Annotated in this window: 14 protein-coding genes and 1 pseudogene; 8 read left to right on the top strand and 7 right to left on the bottom strand. The window is 69.7% G+C overall.

Going from position 1 to position 18,200, the window contains the following annotated elements; all coding sequences use genetic code 11:
- Positions 1-32: 32 nt before the first annotated feature.
- A complete protein-coding gene (locus AB0H76_RS38675; RefSeq protein WP_357332643.1) occupies positions 33-1,472 on the bottom strand; it encodes a PLP-dependent aminotransferase family protein in 1,440 nt (479 codons plus the stop codon).
- 80 nt (positions 1,473-1,552) lie between these two features.
- Here AB0H76_RS38675 and AB0H76_RS38670 point away from each other — a divergent pair, with 80 nt between their 5' ends.
- The gene (locus AB0H76_RS38670) at positions 1,553-2,242 is read left to right on the top strand and encodes a pyridoxamine 5'-phosphate oxidase family protein (protein WP_357332641.1); all 690 of its coding nucleotides are present in this window, start codon (positions 1,553-1,555) and stop codon (positions 2,240-2,242) included.
- Between the two features lie 112 nt (positions 2,243-2,354).
- Positions 2,355-3,284 (top strand): hypothetical protein, encoded by a 930-nt coding sequence (locus tag AB0H76_RS38665; RefSeq protein ID WP_357332639.1) that lies wholly within the window; start codon positions 2,355-2,357, stop codon positions 3,282-3,284.
- A gap of 13 nt (positions 3,285-3,297) precedes the next feature.
- Here AB0H76_RS38665 and AB0H76_RS38660 read toward each other — a convergent pair whose 3' ends face one another.
- Together AB0H76_RS38660 and AB0H76_RS38655 are read right to left on the bottom strand one after the other, a co-directional pair.
- Positions 3,298-4,518, bottom strand: coding sequence for a hypothetical protein (locus AB0H76_RS38660; RefSeq protein ID WP_357332638.1), 1,221 nt, complete (start codon positions 4,516-4,518; stop codon positions 3,298-3,300).
- A complete protein-coding gene (locus AB0H76_RS38655; protein ID WP_357332636.1) occupies positions 4,518-5,279 on the bottom strand; it encodes a crotonase/enoyl-CoA hydratase family protein in 762 nt (253 codons plus the stop codon). The genes AB0H76_RS38660 and AB0H76_RS38655 overlap by 1 nt, the downstream gene beginning before the upstream one ends.
- Positions 5,280-5,364: 85 nt before the next feature.
- On the opposite strand from AB0H76_RS38655, the gene AB0H76_RS38650 reads away from it, so the two are divergent.
- Both AB0H76_RS38650 and AB0H76_RS38645 read left to right on the top strand, forming a co-directional pair.
- The gene (locus AB0H76_RS38650; protein WP_357332634.1) at positions 5,365-5,961 is read left to right on the top strand and encodes a TetR/AcrR family transcriptional regulator; all 597 of its coding nucleotides are present in this window, start codon (positions 5,365-5,367) and stop codon (positions 5,959-5,961) included.
- Between the two features lie 10 nt (positions 5,962-5,971).
- Positions 5,972-7,594 carry an acyl-CoA dehydrogenase family protein gene (locus AB0H76_RS38645; protein WP_357332632.1) on the top strand — a complete coding sequence of 541 codons (1,623 nt, stop codon included), beginning with the start codon at positions 5,972-5,974 and terminating at the stop codon, positions 7,592-7,594.
- A gap of 9 nt (positions 7,595-7,603) precedes the next feature.
- Here AB0H76_RS38645 and AB0H76_RS38640 read toward each other — a convergent pair whose 3' ends face one another.
- Positions 7,604-8,374, bottom strand: a complete 771-nt coding sequence (locus tag AB0H76_RS38640) for a YwqG family protein (protein WP_357332630.1) — start codon at positions 8,372-8,374, stop codon at positions 7,604-7,606.
- Between the two features lie 315 nt (positions 8,375-8,689).
- Between AB0H76_RS38640 and AB0H76_RS38635 the strand changes: the two are divergent.
- Positions 8,690-9,391: pseudogene (locus tag AB0H76_RS38635) on the top strand (M23 family metallopeptidase); the annotation flags it as partial.
- An 80-nt stretch (positions 9,392-9,471) separates the two neighbouring features.
- Entirely contained in the window at positions 9,472-10,851 is a 1,380-nt protein-coding gene (locus AB0H76_RS38630) for a DUF1731 domain-containing protein (protein WP_357332628.1), read from the top strand.
- Positions 10,852-10,859: 8 nt separating this feature from the next.
- On the opposite strand, the gene pcrA is transcribed toward AB0H76_RS38630, so the two are convergent.
- Positions 10,860-13,505 (bottom strand): DNA helicase PcrA, encoded by a 2,646-nt coding sequence (gene pcrA / locus AB0H76_RS38625; protein WP_357332626.1) that lies wholly within the window; start codon positions 13,503-13,505, stop codon positions 10,860-10,862.
- A gap of 327 nt (positions 13,506-13,832) precedes the next feature.
- Here pcrA and AB0H76_RS38620 point away from each other — a divergent pair, with 327 nt between their 5' ends.
- On the top strand, positions 13,833-14,126 hold the full coding sequence (locus AB0H76_RS38620; RefSeq protein ID WP_357332624.1) for a chorismate mutase: 294 nt from the start codon (positions 13,833-13,835) through the stop codon (positions 14,124-14,126).
- Between the two features lie 114 nt (positions 14,127-14,240).
- On the opposite strand, the gene AB0H76_RS38615 is transcribed toward AB0H76_RS38620, so the two are convergent.
- A complete protein-coding gene (locus AB0H76_RS38615) occupies positions 14,241-15,695 on the bottom strand; it encodes an NAD-dependent succinate-semialdehyde dehydrogenase (protein WP_357332622.1) in 1,455 nt (484 codons plus the stop codon).
- Positions 15,696-15,829: 134 nt separating this feature from the next.
- Between AB0H76_RS38615 and pgi the strand changes: the two genes are divergently transcribed.
- Positions 15,830-17,467 (top strand): glucose-6-phosphate isomerase, encoded by a 1,638-nt coding sequence (pgi, locus tag AB0H76_RS38610; RefSeq protein ID WP_357332620.1) that lies wholly within the window; start codon positions 15,830-15,832, stop codon positions 17,465-17,467.
- A gap of 3 nt (positions 17,468-17,470) precedes the next feature.
- Here the strand turns inward: pgi and AB0H76_RS38605 are convergent, their stop codons facing one another.
- Positions 17,471-18,136, bottom strand: a complete 666-nt coding sequence (locus AB0H76_RS38605; protein WP_357332618.1) for a nucleoside/nucleotide kinase family protein — start codon at positions 18,134-18,136, stop codon at positions 17,471-17,473.
- Positions 18,137-18,200: the final 64 nt, after the last annotated feature.

Genomic DNA, 18,200 nt, shown 5'->3' with positions numbered 1-18,200 from the left:
ACCACAGGCCTCTTCGCGCGCCACCCGCTCGATCACTCCGGTGCGAGCGCGGCGGCGAGGCCGTCCGCGGCGAGGGGGACAGCGGTGCGCAGGTCGGTCAAGGAGAGCGCGGCATAGCCGAGGGTGATGCCGAAGGTATGGCGGCCGAGGGCGTGGGTGGTCGCGGGAAGGGTCTGCGGCAGACGGGGATCGAGGTCGGGCTGGGCGGCCAGATGGTGGCGGCCCAGCCCGTCCAGGGCGACGCCGCGGGCGCGGCCGAGGGCGATGGCCAGGTCTTCGACGGCCGCGGAGGGCAGGGGGACCACCACATGCGAGCCCGCGTCGTCGCCGAGGACTTCCAGGCCGCGCCGCCGCAGGGCGCTGACCAGGAGTTCGCGGCGTGGTGGGAGAGTGCGGCGCAGGCGGCGCAGATGGCGGGCGAGGTCACCGTTGCGGGCCAGTTCGGTGAAGACGTGCTGGCCGGCGGGGCTCGGGCCGGAGCCGGTGCGTTCGCGGTAGGTGCGGATCGCGGCGGCGATGTCCGGCGGTGCGACGAGCCAGCCGACGCCCAGGGCGGGGGAGAGGATTTTGCTGGTGGTGCCCAGATGGATCACCACGTCGGGGGCCATCGCGGCCAGCAGCGGTAAAGGTGCGGTGTCGTAACGCAATTCACCGTCGTAGTCGTCTTCGAGGACGGGAATGCCGGCGCGGCGGGCGAACTCGACGAGTTCCACCCGCCGGGCGGCGGGCATGCGCGCGCCGAGCGGGAATTGGTGCGCCGGAGTGCAGTACACCGCTTGCACACCCTCGGGTATCAGGTCGATCCGCAGCCCGTCACCGTCGCAGGGCACCGGATGCACGTGAATGCCCGCGGCGAGAAAGGCGCCCATGGCACGTTGATATCCGGGATCCTCGATCGCGACGGTGTCGCCCGGGCGCAGCACCGCGTTCGCGAATTCGCCGACCGCTGAACTGGTTCCGGCCGTGGACAGGACGACCGCGTCGCTTCCCGCCTGTAATCCCCGGTGGCGCAGGAGATGTTCGACGACGGCAGCGCGGAAATCGGGTTCGCCCGCCCGGTCCTTGCGCACCACCGCGGAGTTGTCCGCGGCCGCGCGCCAGGCTCGGCGCCACGCGGCCGGATCCAGGGCTTCGATACACGGAGCGCCGGGGAACAGGTCGAGCAGACGGGCGCTGTCGTCCGGCCCGGCTACCGGCGTGAGCGGCGGGAGTTTCGCGACGGGCGCGGTGGTCAGATAGGTGCCCGAGCCTTGTCTGCCGTCCAGCCACCCCTCGGCGTGCAATTGGTCGTAGGCGGCGGCCACCACCGTGCGGCTCACGCCGAGTTGCCGGGCCAGCGCCCGCGAGGACGGCAGCCGATCGGCGGCGCGCAGCGCACCGCTGGTCGCGGCCGCGCGTAAACCGTCGGCGACCTGGACCGACAGCGGTTCCGCGGCCGCCCGATCGAGGACGAGGGGTAACTCCTCCAGCATCGGACACCTCTCAATTGGACTGCTCGAATTGCCATGAATTGGCTATTCAATAATGCCACTTCGCGAGGCAGGCTTGTCCTATGAGCCCGACAGCCAGCACCCGGACGCCCCTCTCGCCGACCCCGCGCACCACGCTGACGCGCAGCAAGGAACGTGGCCGCACCGATCGGGCCGAGTTGGACGCGGTCCTCGACGCGGGCCTGGTCTGCCACATCGGCGTGCTGCTCGGCGGCGCTCCGGTCGTGCTGCCGACCGTCTACGGCCGCGACGGCGACACCGTGTACCTGCACGGCTCCACCGGTGCGGGCAACATGCGCGCCGCCCTGCAAGGCGATATCTCGGTGGCTGTCACCCATGTCGACGGGCTGGTCTACGCCCGTTCGGCCATGCACTTCTCGATGAACTACCGCTCCGCCGTGGTCCGCGGCCGCGCGGTCGAAGTCACCGACCCGGACGCGAGAATGCGCGCCCTCCAGGTGATCGTGGAGCACGCGGCCCCCGGGTCGTGGGACCGGGTCCGCCCGCCGTCGAAGAAGGAGATGGCGGCCACCATCGTCCTGGCCCTCGACCTCACCGAAGCCTCGGTGAAGGTGCGCGAGGGCGGGCCTCGTGACGATCAGGAGGACATCGACACCGGCGGCGTCTGGGCGGGAGTTCTTCCGCTACAGCAGGTTTGGGGTGATCCGATCCCGTCCGCAGACCTCGAATCCGGGGTCGGCACACCCGTCGAGGTGTTGAACCGAGTTTCGAGCGTGTCCGCCTCGGCGTAAGACTGTGGCATGACCGCTGATTCGGAGCTACAGGCTCGCATCGATCGGCTGCTGCCGGCGGCGAACCCGGACTGGCGGCCGCATCCGGACGCGGCGCAGCGACGCTACGAGTTTGTTGGAGACGACGCGGTTTCACCTCGGCCGGGTGCTCGGCGAACGGCCGGACTGGACGGCGGAGAACTTCGACGAGATCTTCGCCGCGGTCCTGCTGGACGCCGGGCACACCGCCCAGCTCGTGCACCCGTTGATCGCCGCCGTCGGCCGTCGCACGCTGCTGCTGCGGCTGATCGCGGCGCTCGACGACAACCGGTTGCCCTGGAATGCTCGCGCACAGGCGGCGCAAGCGGCCTACTGGGTGCGCAGCTGGCCTGCCGCCGGTGCGTTTCGCGGCGACATCGAGGACGCCGGTATCCGCACGCCCGAAGGAATTCGGGACTATCTTCGCCGGCGCACGGAGGTTCCGGAGCACGCCGTCGACGATCTGTGGCCGCGCTTCTGGCAAAGCTGCGCAACCGTTTTCGTGTCCTGCGCGGACTCGAACGCCCGGCGCGTCCTGGCTACCGCGTTCCCGCTCGAACCGGATACGGATACGCGATCTGACGGTTCCGCGCGGTCAGGCGGTGATCGGAGTGTTCTGGGCGGCGGCCAGCCACCACTCGCCGTCGCGCTCGACGAGAACATAGAGCGCCATCTCGGAGAATCCGCCGTCGGCACGGGCCGAACGGCGGATGTGCGCGAGGACCACGTTGGGTGCGGGGGATCGGGCGGCGACGACTTCGAAGCGGGAATCCGGTGCGGCACCGGCTTGCATGAGCCGGTGATGGATGGCGTTCAGTTCGTCGTAGCCGGTGACTGTGGTGCCGAGGTGGCTGCCCCACATGATGTCGCCGGTGAACCAGCTGTCGTAGGCATCGGCATCGCTCGCGTCGAGTCCGTGCTGGAGTTGTTCGGCCAGGGCAGTCGCCTCGGTGTCGGCACGGGGTTGGCGGGCCGGATCGTGCAGGGCGGGGCGTGGTTTCATGCCGTCCACGCTAGAAGCTGAATGATTGTTGAGGTCAAGACCAGCGTGACATCGGGATACGCAGGGGGAGAGCGTCGATGAGCTCGGCCAGCGGAGTCGCCGGGTCCGGAGACACCAGGGACAGGAGGTAGTCGTCACCGATTCGGCACAGGTAGCCGGACAGCCTGGTCCGGGGAAGGTGTTGCAGCCCGGGGTGGATGGCGCGGGCGGCGACACCGGTGCACCGGTTCGGTCCGAGAGTGCGCACGGAGCCGGGCAGAGTTCCTATGTTGGAGCACAGGATGTCTCGTTCTCCCGCCCCCGCGGCGAGCGCGTGTGCCCAGCGATCGGGAATTACCTGGAGCAGTTCCTCAGGCATGCCGCCCGGACTGGACATGCGATATTCATAGGCCGCCTTTGCTTTTTCGCGCAGTGTCGCCGGATCGTCCGAACGCGTCACCGCGATCGAGGTCATCGCGAGATCGTTGTCGGTGCGCGGCTCGTCGCGGGTGTCGACCGGCAGACTCGCCTCGATCACCTCACGCGGAAACCCATCGGCCCACAGCAACTGCGCGGTCGACCAGATGAAGAGGCTGTTCGCTGTCCCACCATGTTCCGCCGCCAGCCGATCCCATTCGCGCGCCGAGAATTGCAGGATCGCGCTATCCGGATGGGCCTTACCCAAGGGTGCCGCGATACCCGGCCGGGGCCGCTCCGGAACGCCCTTGCGCAACGCCCGGGCCGTCCCCCGCAGCACGATCGACCATTGCCGCCACGCATCGCTCCAGTCCGACGCCGGACTGAAACGCGCTGCCGGAACGGCGGAGTCGGCCGACGCGATCGCGGTGAGCGCCGCATCCGCCGCGTGCACCAGGCCGCGCCCGTCGGCGAGGGCGTGCGAGCAGGTCAGTGCCACTACGGTTCCGCCGTCGTCGAGCGGGACCGCCGACAGGCGCCAGCCGGGGTCGAACTCCGGGTCCAGCGAGCTGCCTTGGGCATCGGCCCAATCCAGCAGCGCGGCAACGGGTATCGGCGAGTTCGGGTAGTCGAGGGGATGGGCGCGGACGGTCGGCTGCCAGGCCCGGCGCGCGCCCGGCACCCGCGGTCGAATCACCCTGCGCCCCAGAGGTCCCGCGCTGAGCAGGGCATGTAGCCGCGCCAGCAGCGCCGGGTCGACGAGATCGGCCGTCCGCCACAACCCTTGCAGCGCAATGGGAGTGCCGAGTCCACGGTGGGTGCGGAGGAAGATCTCGTCGACGACGCTGAGGCGGTCCATCAGGAGCGGGCGCCGTGTCGTCCCTCGCCCGCCGCGAACCGGGCGGCGCCGTCCAGCGCGCCGTCCATCAGCGCTTTCATTCCGTGCTGGAATTCGTTGCGCAGCGCGGCCTGCTCGTCGAGCCCGTCCTGTTCGAGCATCGACATCCGGTCCGAGCGCAGGCAGGTCTGCGGGAGCTGGGCGAGTTCGGCGGCGAGTTGCTCGGCGGCCTGGCGGGCTTCGCCCGGCGGTACTACCCGGTTGACCAATCCGATCTCCAGCGCCTCGGCCGCGCTCACCGCGCGGCCGGTCAGCACCAAGTCCATGGCGCGCCCGTGGCCGATGATGCGCGGCAGGCGGATGGTGCCGCCGTCGATCAACGGCACGCCCCAGCGGCGGCAGAACACGCCGAAGGTGCTGTCCTGCTCGGCGACACGCAGATCGCACCACAGCGCGAGTTCCAGCCCGCCCGCCACCGCGAATCCGGAAACGGCGGCGATCACCGGCTTGGACAGCTGCATCCGGGTCGGGCCCATCGGGCCGTCGCCGGTTTCGGCGGCGTGATTGGAACGTTCGGTGCCGAGCGCTTTCAGATCGGCGCCCGCGCAGAAGGTGCCGTTGTCGCCCCACAGCACCGCGACCGCCGCATCCGGATCGGCGTCGAAGGCGCGGAACGCGTCCGCCAGCTCCGCCGCGGTCGGCCCGTCCACCGCGTTGCGCGCCTCCGGGCGATTCATGATCACCGTCGTCACCGGCCCGGCGTGTTCGACTCGCACACTCATAGCTGCACCTTTCGCGTCGTTGCCCTTCGACCCTACGACCTGGGCAGCCTTGTGTGAAGAAGTGAATCCATGTTTCACTTCTTGGGTGGTATACCGCAGAACCCCGGCCATGCAGGCCAGACTCGACGCGCAGGCAGCGCTGATCGTGCAGGCCGCGAGCCGGGTGCTGTCGCGGGACGGGTTCGCGGGGCTGTCCATGGCGGCGGTCGCGAACGAGGCCGGCGTGGCGACCGGCACCGTCTACAAGCACTACGAGGGCAAGACCGATCTGGTGACCGCGGTCTTCCGCCGCGTGGTCGCCCGGGAGGTCGAGGCGGTGCGCGCGGCGGCGACCCTGGGCAGCGCGACCGAGCGGGTCGCCGCGGCCGTGGAGACCTTCGCCGGGCGCGCGCTGAAGAACCCGAAGCTGGCCTACGTGCTGCTGGTCGAGCCGGTCGACGCCGTGGTCGACATCGAACGCCTGCACTTCCGCCGCGCCTTCGCCGCGGCCTTCGAATTCGCGGTGGCCGAGGGTGTCGCGCGCGGTGAACTGCCGCCGCAGGATGCCCGGACCAGCGCCGCCGCCCTGGTCGGCGCGATCGGTGAGGTGCTGGTCGGCCCGCTGGCCGATGCCCCGCACGGCGAAACCGTTGTCCCCGAACTCGTCTCGTTCGCGATGCGCGCCCTCGGCGCTACCCAGTAGGAGCCTGTCGATGCCGACACACGAAGTCTTCAACCAAGTTCCCGACATCACGCCCTTCGACGTGTCGCGCAATCCGGCGCTGCTGGAGGGCCTGCACCGCGAGGGTGCGGGCTGGTCCGAACCGGAACTGCGCGAACTCGGCGTGCGCGCGGGCTCTTTCGAGGTCCAGGAGTGGGGCCGGCTGGCCAACGAGCATCCGCCGGTGCTGCGCACCCACGATCGCTACGGCCACCGGATCGACGAGGTCGAGTTCCATCCGCACTGGCACGACCTGATGAATGTCGCTGTCTCCCAGGGCTTGCACGGCTCGCCGTGGGCCGAGGACCGGGCCGGCGCGCACGCCGCCCGCGCCGCCAAGTTCTACACCTGGGGTGCGGCCGAGGCCGGGCACATGTGCCCGATCTCGATGACCTACGCCATCGTCCCGGCGTTGCGGCACAACCCGGAGCTGGCCGCGCGGTTCGAGCCGCTGCTCACCTCGCGCGCTTACGATTTCGGCCTGCGTGAACCCTCGACCAAGGCCGGTCTCATCGCGGGCATGTCGATGACGGAGAAGCAGGGCGGCTCCGACGTCCGCGCCAACACCACCGCCGCGACCCCGCGGCCCGACGGCAGCTACCGCATCGTCGGCCACAAGTGGTTCACCTCGGCCCCGATGTCGGACATGTTCCTCACCCTGGCCCAGGCGCCGGGCGGCCTGTCCTGCTTCCTGCTGCCCCGGGTGCTGCCGGACGGCACGCGCAATCCGATTCGCATCCAACGGCTCAAGGACAAGCTGGGCAACAAGTCCAACGCCTCCTCGGAGATCGAGTACGAGAACGCCACGGGCTGGCTGGTCGGCCCCGAGGGCGCGGGCGTGAAGACCATCATCGAGATGGTGAACATGACCCGCCTGGACTGCGTGATCGGCTCCGCCACCGGCATGCGCACCGGCGCGGTGCTCGCCGTGCACCATGCCCGGCACCGGGAAGTCTTCGGCGCCAAGCTGATCGACCAGCCCGCCATGCGCAATGTGCTGGCCGACCTGGTGATCGAATCCGACGCCGCCACCACGGTCATGATGCGCCTGGCCGGCGCCACCGATCGGGCCGGCAGCGACCCGGCCGAGGCCGCCCTGCGCCGCATCGCCCTGGCGGTCACCAAATACTGGGTCTGTAAGCGGGCACCGGCGCACGCGGCCGAGGCGCTGGAATGCTTCGGCGGCAACGGTTATGCCGAGGAATCGGGTATGCCGCGGCTGTACCGGGAGGCCCCGCTCATGTCGATCTGGGAGGGCTCCGGCAATGTCGCGGCCCTGGATGCCTTGCGCGCCATGGGCCGTCAGCCCGAATCCGTCGAGGCATACTTCAACGAGGTCGCCCTCGCCAGCGGCGCGAACCCGCACCTGGACGACGCGATCGCCCGCCTCGGCAAGGAACTGTCCGACCTGTCCGACATCGAATATCGGGCGCGCCGCGTCATCGAACTCATGGCCCTGGTGTTGCAGGGCGCACAACTCGTGCGCCACGGGCACTCCGCCGTCGCCGACGCGTTCTGCGCCACTCGCCTCGGCGGCGACTGGGGTATCGCGTACGGCACGCTCCCGACGGGCGTCGACACCGCGTCCATCCTGGAGCGGGCCTACGTCGCCTAGCGAATCGCGTCAGCCGCCTTCCCAGTAGTACTGCACCCGGGAGAAGTCGCGCGCGGCGAGATCGGCTGCGGTGATGGAGAAGTGGGCGACGCCGCCGTCGCCCCAGGACAGGACTGTGCTGACCCACCGCCCGTCGTCGATCGCGTACTCGCCGAGTTGCAGGAGCAGCAGGTCCTTGTCCGGCTCCCGTAACTCGTCGTATTGCGTGAAGCGCGGGTAGCCGCCGATGCGGTGATCGTTGTCGTCATCCAATTCGCCGGTGTCGAAGTCTGATTCGCCGACCAAGCCGCTGAATCTGCGATCTCTACTGGAGACCGGCATTCGGTCCAGGGTGGCGGTGATCTGGCGCGCAGCGGTGTCGGCGTCATCGAACGGGCTGCAATACGCATCGATTGGCGGCAGCGGCGTCCGCGGCTCCCAGGAAGTATCGATGTGCGGGTGGTAGGCGACGTGGAATCGATCGGGCGCATGACCGTATTCGCAGCCGAACGTGTCGTCGTCGCCTACGAAGAATTGCAGCAGGCCTGCGTCGGGATACCCGGCCAGCGGCGGCAGTTCGGCGAAGTTCAGCTGGATCACGAATGTCATCGGCCGCCCGGTGGCATCGTGCGGGTAGCTCACGCCATCGAGGAGATAGGGCGTGCCACCCAGGTGTGAGTGCCACGGGTGTTCCGGTGGCGCGTCGTGGAATTCGAGCCCGAGGTACTCGCGTTCCGAGGCGATCAAACGGTCGCGGAGCTCGGTGCGCCCGGGCTCCAGTGACGAATAGTCGGCAGGCACAGCGTGACTGTATGGCTCGAGCGTCTTCGCGGCTCGCGGAACCGGTGGGTTTGCGGGGTAGCTACTGGTTCGTTACCGTCGATGGTCTGGGACTGGACAGACCATTGCGACCGGAGGACGACAGAGCTCGATGCATGCGGGTATTGGTGAGATAGCTAGCGATTATTCGCATTTCGGACATGTCGTCGACCGAGTCGGACTGCCAGGGTGAGCCGCCACGCGAAACCGGGGCGGGGCTATGTGCCGGACACTGATCACGAATGGTCGTACGTGCAAGAGCGATCTTCTGGCTATCAATCCGAGTCGGGTACTCGGCGGCGCGGCGCACATCGGATGCCACCGCCACCGCACGGGCTGCGCGGACGAGCCGTAGCGCTCGCGATGGCGGCGGGCGCCGTCGTCTCGGCCGGGCACCTGTGGCTGGAACGTCAAACGCCGGTGGACACCGTGCCGTATCAGGCGGTGGGGCAGGCCAAGGCGGTCGAATCCGTGACGGCGGAACCGGAGCTGCTCGAGGACACCGCGCCGACCGACCTCGGCCAGTTCAGCGACGTCCTGCACAACGGCGAGAAGTTCGCCGAGGACCTGCAAGCTCAGGCCGATGCCGCCTTGCGCCCGCTGTTCACCAAGTTCGCCACCGGCACCTTCACGTCCGGATTCGGGCAGCGCTGGGGCGTGCTGCACGCCGGCGTCGACATCGCCGCGCCCATCGGCACGCCGATCTTCGCGGTCGAGGACGGCACCGTGATCAGCGCGGGCCCGGCGGAGGGCTTCGGCATGTGGGTCCGGGTGCTCGGCGACGACGGGACCGTCACCGTCTACGGCCACATCAACACCGCCCTGGTCTCGGTCGGTCAGCACGTGCTCGCGGGCGACGAGATCGCGACCGTCGGCAATCGCGGCGAATCCACCGGTCCGCATTGCCATTTCGAGGTCTGGCTGAACGGCACCGACCGCATCGATCCGCTGCCGTGGCTGGCCACCCGCGGCATCGGCTTGGGCCCCGAACGCGACTAGCCCGCCGTGACCGAGCGCACGCCGTGATCCGGCGCACGGTTTCCCCGCCGGTGCCACCACCGCGGTCTACCGTCGGAAACATGGTAGGTACAACGACGTACACGCAGTTCATCGCCCTGCCGGCCGCGGCGGTGTGGGATGTGGTGGGGGATCCGCAACGGTGGCCGGACTGGAATCCGGGTGTCGTCTCGGTGCGGCTGGACGGCCCGGTCGCGGCCGGAACCACCGGCGACTACCTGCCCCGGGGCCGGGCCAACGAACTGATCCACGGGCGCTTCGCGAAACCGTTCACGATCACCGCGGTGACACCGGGCCGCGCGCTGACCCTGACACAGCCGGAACCCGCTGGGACGATGCGGATTTCCTGGACCCTCACCCCGACCGACGGCGGCACGCTGATCGCGCAGGAGCTGGCCTGCACCGGCCCGTCCGCGCCGATCGTCCGCGCCATCGTGGGCCCGCTGCTCGAACACGATGCGCGCGTGTGCTTCGCCAGGTTGGCGCAGTTGGCCGGAATCGCGCCCGCCGAATCCGGCCTGACGACCGTAATCGCCGGTGGCACCGGCGCTTTGGGCAAGCACATCGCCGCCGATCTGACCTGCCGCGGCCACCGCGCGGTCGTACTCACCCGGCGGCGTGACCCCGCCCTGCCCTTCGAACAGGTCGAGTGGGATGGCCGCTCGGTCGGCGCTTGGGTTGGCGCGCTGCGCAATCCGGGGCCGACCGCGCTGATCAACCTGGCGGGCAAGCTGGTCGACGTCCGGCCCACCCCGCGCAATATCGCCGAACTCCGCGACAGCCGGGTGGATTCCACCGCGGCGCTGGTCGCGGCGGCCGCCACGCTGCCCGCGCCGATCGACTACTGGGTGCAGGCCAGCACGACCGCCATCTGGTCCGACGCGGGCGAAATCCGCTGTACCGAAACGACTCCGCTCCCGGTGGGCCTACCGCAGATGACCGGTGTGGCCGAACCGTGGGAGCGCGCCTTCGACGGCGCCAACGCCGAGCGGTGGACCATCCTGCGCACCTCCATCGTGCTCGACCCGCAGGCCCCCGCCTTGAAACGGCTGTCCCAGCTCACCAAGGCGGGCCTGGGTGGGCGCGTCGGCAGCGGCGAGCAGTGGTTCAGCTGGATCCACGTCGAAGACTGGCTGGCCATCGTCCGCGCGGCCCTCGGGCTGGACCCGGACCTGACCCTGCCCAGCGGAATCCTGGTGGCCGCCACCGACTTCCCCGTCCGCAACCGCGACCTGATGGCCGCCCTGCGCCGGCACCTGCACCGGCCGCCCGCGCCGCCGACCCCGGCCGCGGTGCTCGCCGTCGGTGCCGTGTTCCTGCGCACCGACGCGGCGCTCGGTCTCACGGGCCGGCACGCCACCTCCGCCGTGCTGCGCGCGGCGGGCTACACCTTCCGGTACCCGACCCTGGACGAGGCACTCGCCGACCTATTGCCGCACTGACAAACGCCTCACAGCTTCTCGATCGGGCTGTGCTGCGGAATGAGCCGCACCTTGCCGGCCTCGCCGAAGTCGATGAGCACGGTCGCCAGCGGGCCGGCGCCGTCGGCGGAGACCACGCGGCCCAGACCGTACTTGTCGTGGGTGACCCGATCGCCCACGGCGAGCACGAGATTCTTGTTGCCCCGGGGCGACGCGGCACCGGGAGCCGGACGCCGCGGGCCCCGGTTCTGCACGCCCGTGCGGCTCTCCGACCAGCCGTCGCCACGCGTCCAATCGCGTTCCATGCCGTCGTCTTCGCCACGCCGCCGGAAACCGCGATTGATCTGCGAGGACGCCGGTTCCAGCCGCTGCCAGTCCATCAGGTGGCCCGGGATCTCCTGCAGGAAGCGGGATTCCGGGTTCTGCGACGGCTGCCCCCAGGCCGAGCGGATGATCGCGCGGCTCAGGTAGAGCCGGCGCCGGGCCCGGGTGATGCCCACGTAGGCGAGGCGGCGTTCCTCGGCCAGCTCGGCCGGATCGCCGAGGGCGCGCATATGCGGGAACTGGCCGTCCTCCCAGCCGGTCACGAAGACCACCGGGAACTCCAGGCCCTTCGCGGTGTGCAGCGTCATCATGGTGACCACGCCGGTGCCCTCGTCCGGGATCTGATCGGTGTCGGCGACCAGCGAGACGCGTTCCAGGAACGCGGCGAGCGAGCCCGGCTCCGGCTCACCCTCGCCCGCCTCGGGCAGCATGCCCTCGGCGCGCGCCGCTTCCGCGTTGTTGTGCGCCTCGGAACTGAATTCCCGGGCGACGGACACCAACTCGTTCAGGTTGTCCAGGCGCGCGCCGTCCTGCGGATCGTCGGAGGCTTCCAGTTCGCCGCGGTATCCGGTGCGATCCAGCACGGCCTCGACCACATTGCCGACATCGGGGTAATCCGCGTCCGCCCGCACTCCGGCCGCGCGGATCTCGGTCAGCAATTCCAGGAAACCGGCGATCGCCCGCTGCGCGCGGGTGTTGAGCAGGGCCACCTTGCCGTCGGCGGCGTCGCGCAGGGCCGCGGCGAAACCGATGTCGCGCTGCTCGGCGTGCACCGCCACGCAGGCCTCGGCGCGATCGCCGATGCCGCGGCGCGGGGTGTTGAGGATGCGGCGCAGGCTCACCGCGTCGTCCGGGTTCTCCAGCACGCGCAGGTAGGCGACGATGTCGCGGACCTCCTTGCGCTCGTAGAACCGGACGCCGCCGACCACCTTGTAGGGCAGGCCCATCCGGATGAAGATCTCTTCCAGCGCCCGCGAATTGTTGTTGGTGCGGTAGAACACCGCCACGTCGCTGTAGTTCGCGTCGCCCTGATCCACCAGGCGATCGATCTCGCGGGCCACGAACGAGGCCTCGTCGTGCTCGTTGTCGGCGACGTAACCGACGATCAGATCGCCCTCGCCGGAATCGGTCCACAGCTTCTTCTCGCGCCGGTTCTCGTTGCGCGAGATGACCGCGTTGGCGGCCGAGAGGATGTGCTGGGTGGAGCGGTAGTTCTGTTCCAGCAGAATGGTTTCCGCATCCGGGAAGTCGCGCTCGAATTCCTCGATATTGCGGATGGTGGCGCCGCGGAAGGCGTAGATCGACTGGTCGGCGTCGCCGACGACGCAGAGCTCGCTCGGCGGGACCGTCTCGGCGCGGTGCACCGGCTCGAAATCCGGGTCGACGGCGGCGGCGCCCGCGTCGGCGTCGTCGAGCTCCGGACGGCCGTGATGGCCGACGAGCTCGCGGACCAGCACGTACTGCGCGTGGTTGGTGTCCTGGTATTCGTCGACCAAGACGTGGCGGAAGCGGCGGCGGTAGTACTCGGCGATCTGGGGATGGTGCTGCAGCAGCCCGACCGTCTCGCCGATCAGATCGTCGAAATCCAGGGCGTTCGCCGCGCGCAGCCGGCGCTGGTATTCGGTGTAGACCCGCGCCACCAGAACCGGCAATTCACCGCTGGCGTCGGTGGCCGCGTCGGCGGTGGCCTGCGCCGGATCGATCAATTCGTTCTTCAGATTGGAAATGGCGGTGGACAGCAGCCGCGCGGAGTATTTCTTCGTGTCGATATCGAAATCGCGACTGATCATGGTGAGCAGGCGCCGGGAATCGTCGGCGTCGTAGATCGAGAAATTCGAATTCAGGCCGGGCAGCAGGGCCGCCTGCATGCGCAGAATGCGCACGCAACTGGAGTGGAAGGTCGACACCCACATGTTGTTGGCGCGCGGGCCGACCAGGCCGGTGACCCGCTCACGCATCTCCGCGGCGGCCTTGTTGGTGAAGGTGATGGCCAGGATCTGGCCCGGGGTGGCGCCGCGCGCGGCGAGCAGATACGCGATGCGGCGGGTCAGCACGGCCGTCTTGCCGGAACCGGCGCCCGCGACGATCAGCAGGGGGGCGCCGGTGTGCACGACCGCCGCCCGCTGCTGCGGATTCAGCCCCTCCAGCAGCCGGTCGGACTCCTCGGTGCGGTGCTGATTGCGCTCGGCACGCCGCCGCTCCTGCTCGTCGGCCCGGCGCTGTGCCTGTTCGGCGAGCGAGCCCGGCGCGGCCGCGGAGCCCGTGGGACCGGGTTCGACCTGCGCGTTCGGGGAAGCGTCGGGATGCCGGTTCCGACCGGCCTGAGTCTGAGGAGCCACCGTGATGTCCATTGCCCATCCACGCTACCGGCGGGCACCGACAAGGCAGAAGCCCCCGGTGGCGTCCCGCACCCGGCCGGCCTCGCAGATTTGCAAATAGAAGTGTTTTGCATTGCTTCGGACCCGTGGCAGACTGGCCACATGCTCTGCGTTGCCGCGTCTGCGCCCTTCCGGAAACCCGCCGGACACCGCCGCCGGACGCGATTCGAGTAGCTGAGCGTACTTTCTGGGGGGACGATGGAAGACCACCAGGTCTAAATCACGGGTGAAAGAACCGGACCGGACGGTAACAGCCCGCGCGCGCCAGCCGATCCATGTTCTGACACGAGGAGATGAATGATGAGCACCCCTGCCACGACGCACGGCTCCGATGCGGCGCTGCCGCAGAGCGAGGCTGAGATCGACAAGCTCCGCAAGGAGATCGATCAGCTCGACGCCGAGATCCTGGCCGCCATCAAGCGCCGCACCGAAATCTCGCGCATCATCGGTCGCACTCGGATGGCGTCGGGCGGCCCGCGGCTGGTGCACAGCCGCGAAATGAAGGTACTGGAACGCTTCAGCGAGCTGGGCCAGGAAGGTCACACCCTGGCCATGCTGCTGCTGCGCCTCGGCCGCGGCCGCCTCGGTCACTGAGATCTCGAACCCCTCGGGCCGCTAGGCCCCGAAACTTTGCGGTGTTAGCACGACCCCACCGTTTCCCAAGGCCGCCCCGGGTGTCTACGCACCCCGGGGCGGTCGTTTGTTTTCTCAGGTCAGGGCGATGTACTTGGTGTAGAGATACTCCTCGATGCCCTCGGTGCCGCCCTCGCGGCCGAAGCCGGACTCCTTGACGCCGCCGAAGGGCGCGGCGGGATCGGAGATGACACCCCGGTTGACCCCGACCATGCCGGATTCCAGGCCCTCCGCGATGCGCAGGGCGCGATCCAGATCGCGCGTGTAAACGTAAGCGACCAGGCCGAATTCGGTGTCGTTGGCGGCCGCGAGCCCTTCGCTCTCGGTCTCGAATCCGACGATCGGCGCGACCGGCCCGAACACCTCCTCGCGCAGGATGCGGGCGTGCGCGGGGACCTCGCTGAGGATGGTGGCGGGGTAGAACCAGCCGGGACCGCCGGGCGCCTTGCCGCCGAGGCGGACCCGCGCGCCCGCCGCCACGGCGTCGTCGACGAGCTCGGTGACGGTCTCCAGCTGGTCGGCGTTGATCAGCGGGCCGAGCGTGGTCTCCGGGTCCGCGCCGGGGCCCAGGCGCACCTGGCTCGACATCGCCTCGACCAGCTTGGTGGTGAACTCCTCCAGCACGCCGTTCTGCACGTGGAAGCGATTGGCCGCGGTGCACGCCTCGCCGCCGTTGCGCAGCTTGGCCAGCATCGCGCCCTGCACGGCCGCGTCCACGTCGGCGTCGTCGAAGACCACGAAGGGCGCGTTGCCGCCGAGCTCCATCGAGGTGCGCAGCAGGCCGTTCGCGGCCTGCTGGACGAGCTTCTTACCGACTCCGGTGGATCCGGTGAAGGTGAGCTTGCGCAGCCGGGAATCGTCGAGCAGCGGCTGCGTGACGGCACTGGAACGGCTGGTCGTGATCACCGACAGCACGCCGTCGGGCAGCCCGGCGTCGCTGCACAGCTGTGCCAGCGCCAGCATGGTCAGCGGCGTCGCCGAGGCCGGCTTGACGATCATGGTGCAGCCGGCGGCCAGCGCGGGGCCGATCTTGCGGGTGCCCATGGCCAGCGGAAAGTTCCACGGTGTGATGGCCAGGCACGGCCCGACCGGCTGCTTGTGCACCATGATCCGGCCGTTGCCCGACGGCGCCCGCAGGTAGCGGCCGTGCACCCGCACCGCCTCCTCGGCGAACCAGCGGAAGAACTCGGCGCCGTAGCGCACCTCGTTGCGGCTCTCCGGCAGCGCCTTGCCCATTTCCAGGGTCATCAGCAGGGCGAATTCCTCGGCCCGGGCGGTCAGCCGCTCGAAGACCGCGCGCAGGATCTCGCCGCGCTCCCGGGCCGGGGTGGCCGCCCAGTCGGCCTGCGCCGCGACCGCCGCGTCCAGGGCGCGCACCGCGTCCTCGGGGGTCGCGTCGGCGACCCGGGTGAGCACGTCCCCGGTGGCCGGATCGTGCACCTCGAAGGTGCCGCCGCCGGCGGCGTCGACGGGACCGCCGATCCACAGCTGCGTAGGTACGGATTGCAGTAATTCGCTCTTCGACACCATGGGGCCCAGCCTAGGCCGCGGGCGGTCCGGGAAGCCGGGCAAACCCGGCGTGGATTACCCGGCGGCGCCTTCGGGCCCCGCTCGGTGGGTGGTTCTCGTGCGCGACGGACCCGCGGCCAGTAACCTCGGCACTCGTGAGCAGCGACATCACCGCAACGGCGGCCTGGCGGAAACTGCACGAGCACTACGACGCGGTGGCGCAGCGGCACCTCAGAGAGCTCTTCGCCGACGATCCCGCGCGCGGCCGTGAGCTGACAGTCGCGGTCGGTGACCTGCACATCGACTACAGCAAGCACCGCGTCACCCGCGAAACCCTGCACCTGCTGGTGCAATTGGCGCAGGAGGCCGGCGTCGAGGAACGCCGCGACGCGATGCTGCGCGGCGCGCACATCAACACCTCCGAGGATCGTGCCGTCGGGCATGTCGCATTGCGCCTGCCCGAGGGCGAGCAGGTCGTCCTGGACGGCGCCGAGGCCGGGGCCGAGGTGCACGAAGTGCTGCGCCGCATGGGCGAATTCACCGACGCGCTGCGCTCGGGCGAGTGGCGCGGCGCGACCGGCGAACGCATCGGCACCGTGGTGAACATCGGCATCGGCGGCTCGGATCTCGGGCCCGACATGGTGCACCGGGCGCTGCGGCACTACGCCGACGCCGGGATCGACGCCCGGTTCGTCTCCAACGTCGATCCGGCCGATCTGGTCGCGAAACTGACCGGCCTGGATCCGGCGCGCACGCTGTTCATCGTTGCCTCCAAGACGTTTTCGACGCTGGAGACGCTCACCAACGCCACCGCGGCCCGGCGCTGGCTGGTCGCCGCCCTGGGCGAGGACGCGGTCGCCAAGCACTTCGTCGCGGTCTCCACCAACGCCGAACGGGTGGCGGAGTTCGGCATCGATACCGCCAACATGTTCGGCTTCTGGGACTGGGTGGGCGGTCGCTACTCGGTCGATTCCGCGATCGGCCTGTCGGTCATGGCGACCATCGGCCGCGCGCGCTTCGGCGAGTTCCTGGCCGGAATGCACGCGGTGGACACGCATTTCGCGACCGCGCCGCTGGAGCGCAACGCGCCGGTCCTGCTCGGGCTGCTCGGCGTCTGGTACTCGAACTTCTTCGGCGCGGAATCGCGTGCGGTGCTGCCGTATTCGAACGACCTGGCGCGGTTCCCGGCCTATCTCCAGCAGCTCACCATGGAGTCCAACGGCAAATCGGTGCGCGCCGACGGCACCCCGGTGACCACCTCCACCGGGGAGATCTTCTGGGGCGAGCCGGGCACCAACGGCCAGCATGCCTTCTATCAGCTGCTGCATCAGGGCACCCGGCTGATCCCGGCCGATTTCCTCGGATTCGCCCGGCCCACCGACGATCTGCCGACCCGCGACGGCACCGGCAGCATGCACGACATCCTGATGAGCAACCTGTTCGCCCAGACCAAGGTGCTCGCCTTCGGCAAGACCGCCGAGGAGATCGCCGCCGAGGGCACCGACCCGAAGGTGGTGCCGCACAAGGTGATGCCGGGCAACCGGCCCAGCAGCACCATCCTGGCGCCGCAGCTCACCCCGTCGGTGGTGGGTCAGCTGATCGCCCTCTACGAGCACCAGGTCTTCGTCGAGGGCACCATCTGGGGTATCGACAGCTTCGACCAGTGGGGCGTGGAGCTGGGCAAGCAGCAGGCCCTCGAGCTGGCACCCCTGCTCACCGCGCCGGAAGAACCGGCCTCCCAGGGTGATTCCTCCACCGACGCGCTGATCGGCTGGTACCGCGCGCACCGCTAGGCGCTATTCCAGGTAGTACCGCCCCTGATGGCCGCGCAGCACCAGATCCGCGCGGTCCCGGGTGGCGGTGATGCGGTCGGCGTTGCGGAAATCGCTCTCGTGCACCTTCAGTCGCGCGGCGCCCACCGTCCGGCCGCCGCGGATATGGCGGCGCAGCAGCCGCTTCTCCAGCAGTCTCCGGTCGGCGTCGAGGTACCAGCACTCGTCGAGCAACTTGCGCACCGCCGACCATTCCTGGCCTTCGTCGTCGTCGAACAGCAGATAGTTGCCCTCGGTGACGACGATGCGCTGCTCGGTGAAAACGAGGCCGCCCGGGGTGGGTTCGTCGGATCTGCGATCGAAGGTCGGCCACGGGACCGCCGTGCCGAGCGGGGTATCACGCAGGCGGCGCAGGTTTTCCACGAAGCCCGCCGCGTCGAAGGTGTCCGGCTCGCCCTTGCGCGCCAGCTTGCCCGCCGCCCGCAGTTCGGCATTGCGCAGGTGGTAACCGTCCATCGGCGCGATCTCCGCGACCGGGTACCCCTCGCGGACATTGAGGGCGTCCCGCAAACCTGTCGCGAATGTCGATTTCCCGGCTCCGGGCGGGCCCGCGACGCCGAGGAGATAGCGGCCGGAGCCGGCGACTGCCAGTACCCGCTCGGCAAGGTGGCCCCACGACATCGCCGTCATCCCGGCAACGCTACCCGCGCCGCCGCGAAATCAGTTGGAGCGACGGCGATTCAGGGCGGCGGCG

It is taken from the genome of Nocardia sp. NPDC050712 (assembly GCF_040654295.1).
In the GTDB taxonomy this organism is placed as follows: domain Bacteria; phylum Actinomycetota; class Actinomycetes; order Mycobacteriales; family Mycobacteriaceae; genus Nocardia.
The sequence above is the reverse complement of the archived record's forward strand: the minus strand, read 5'-3'. Positions and strand labels throughout refer to the sequence as shown.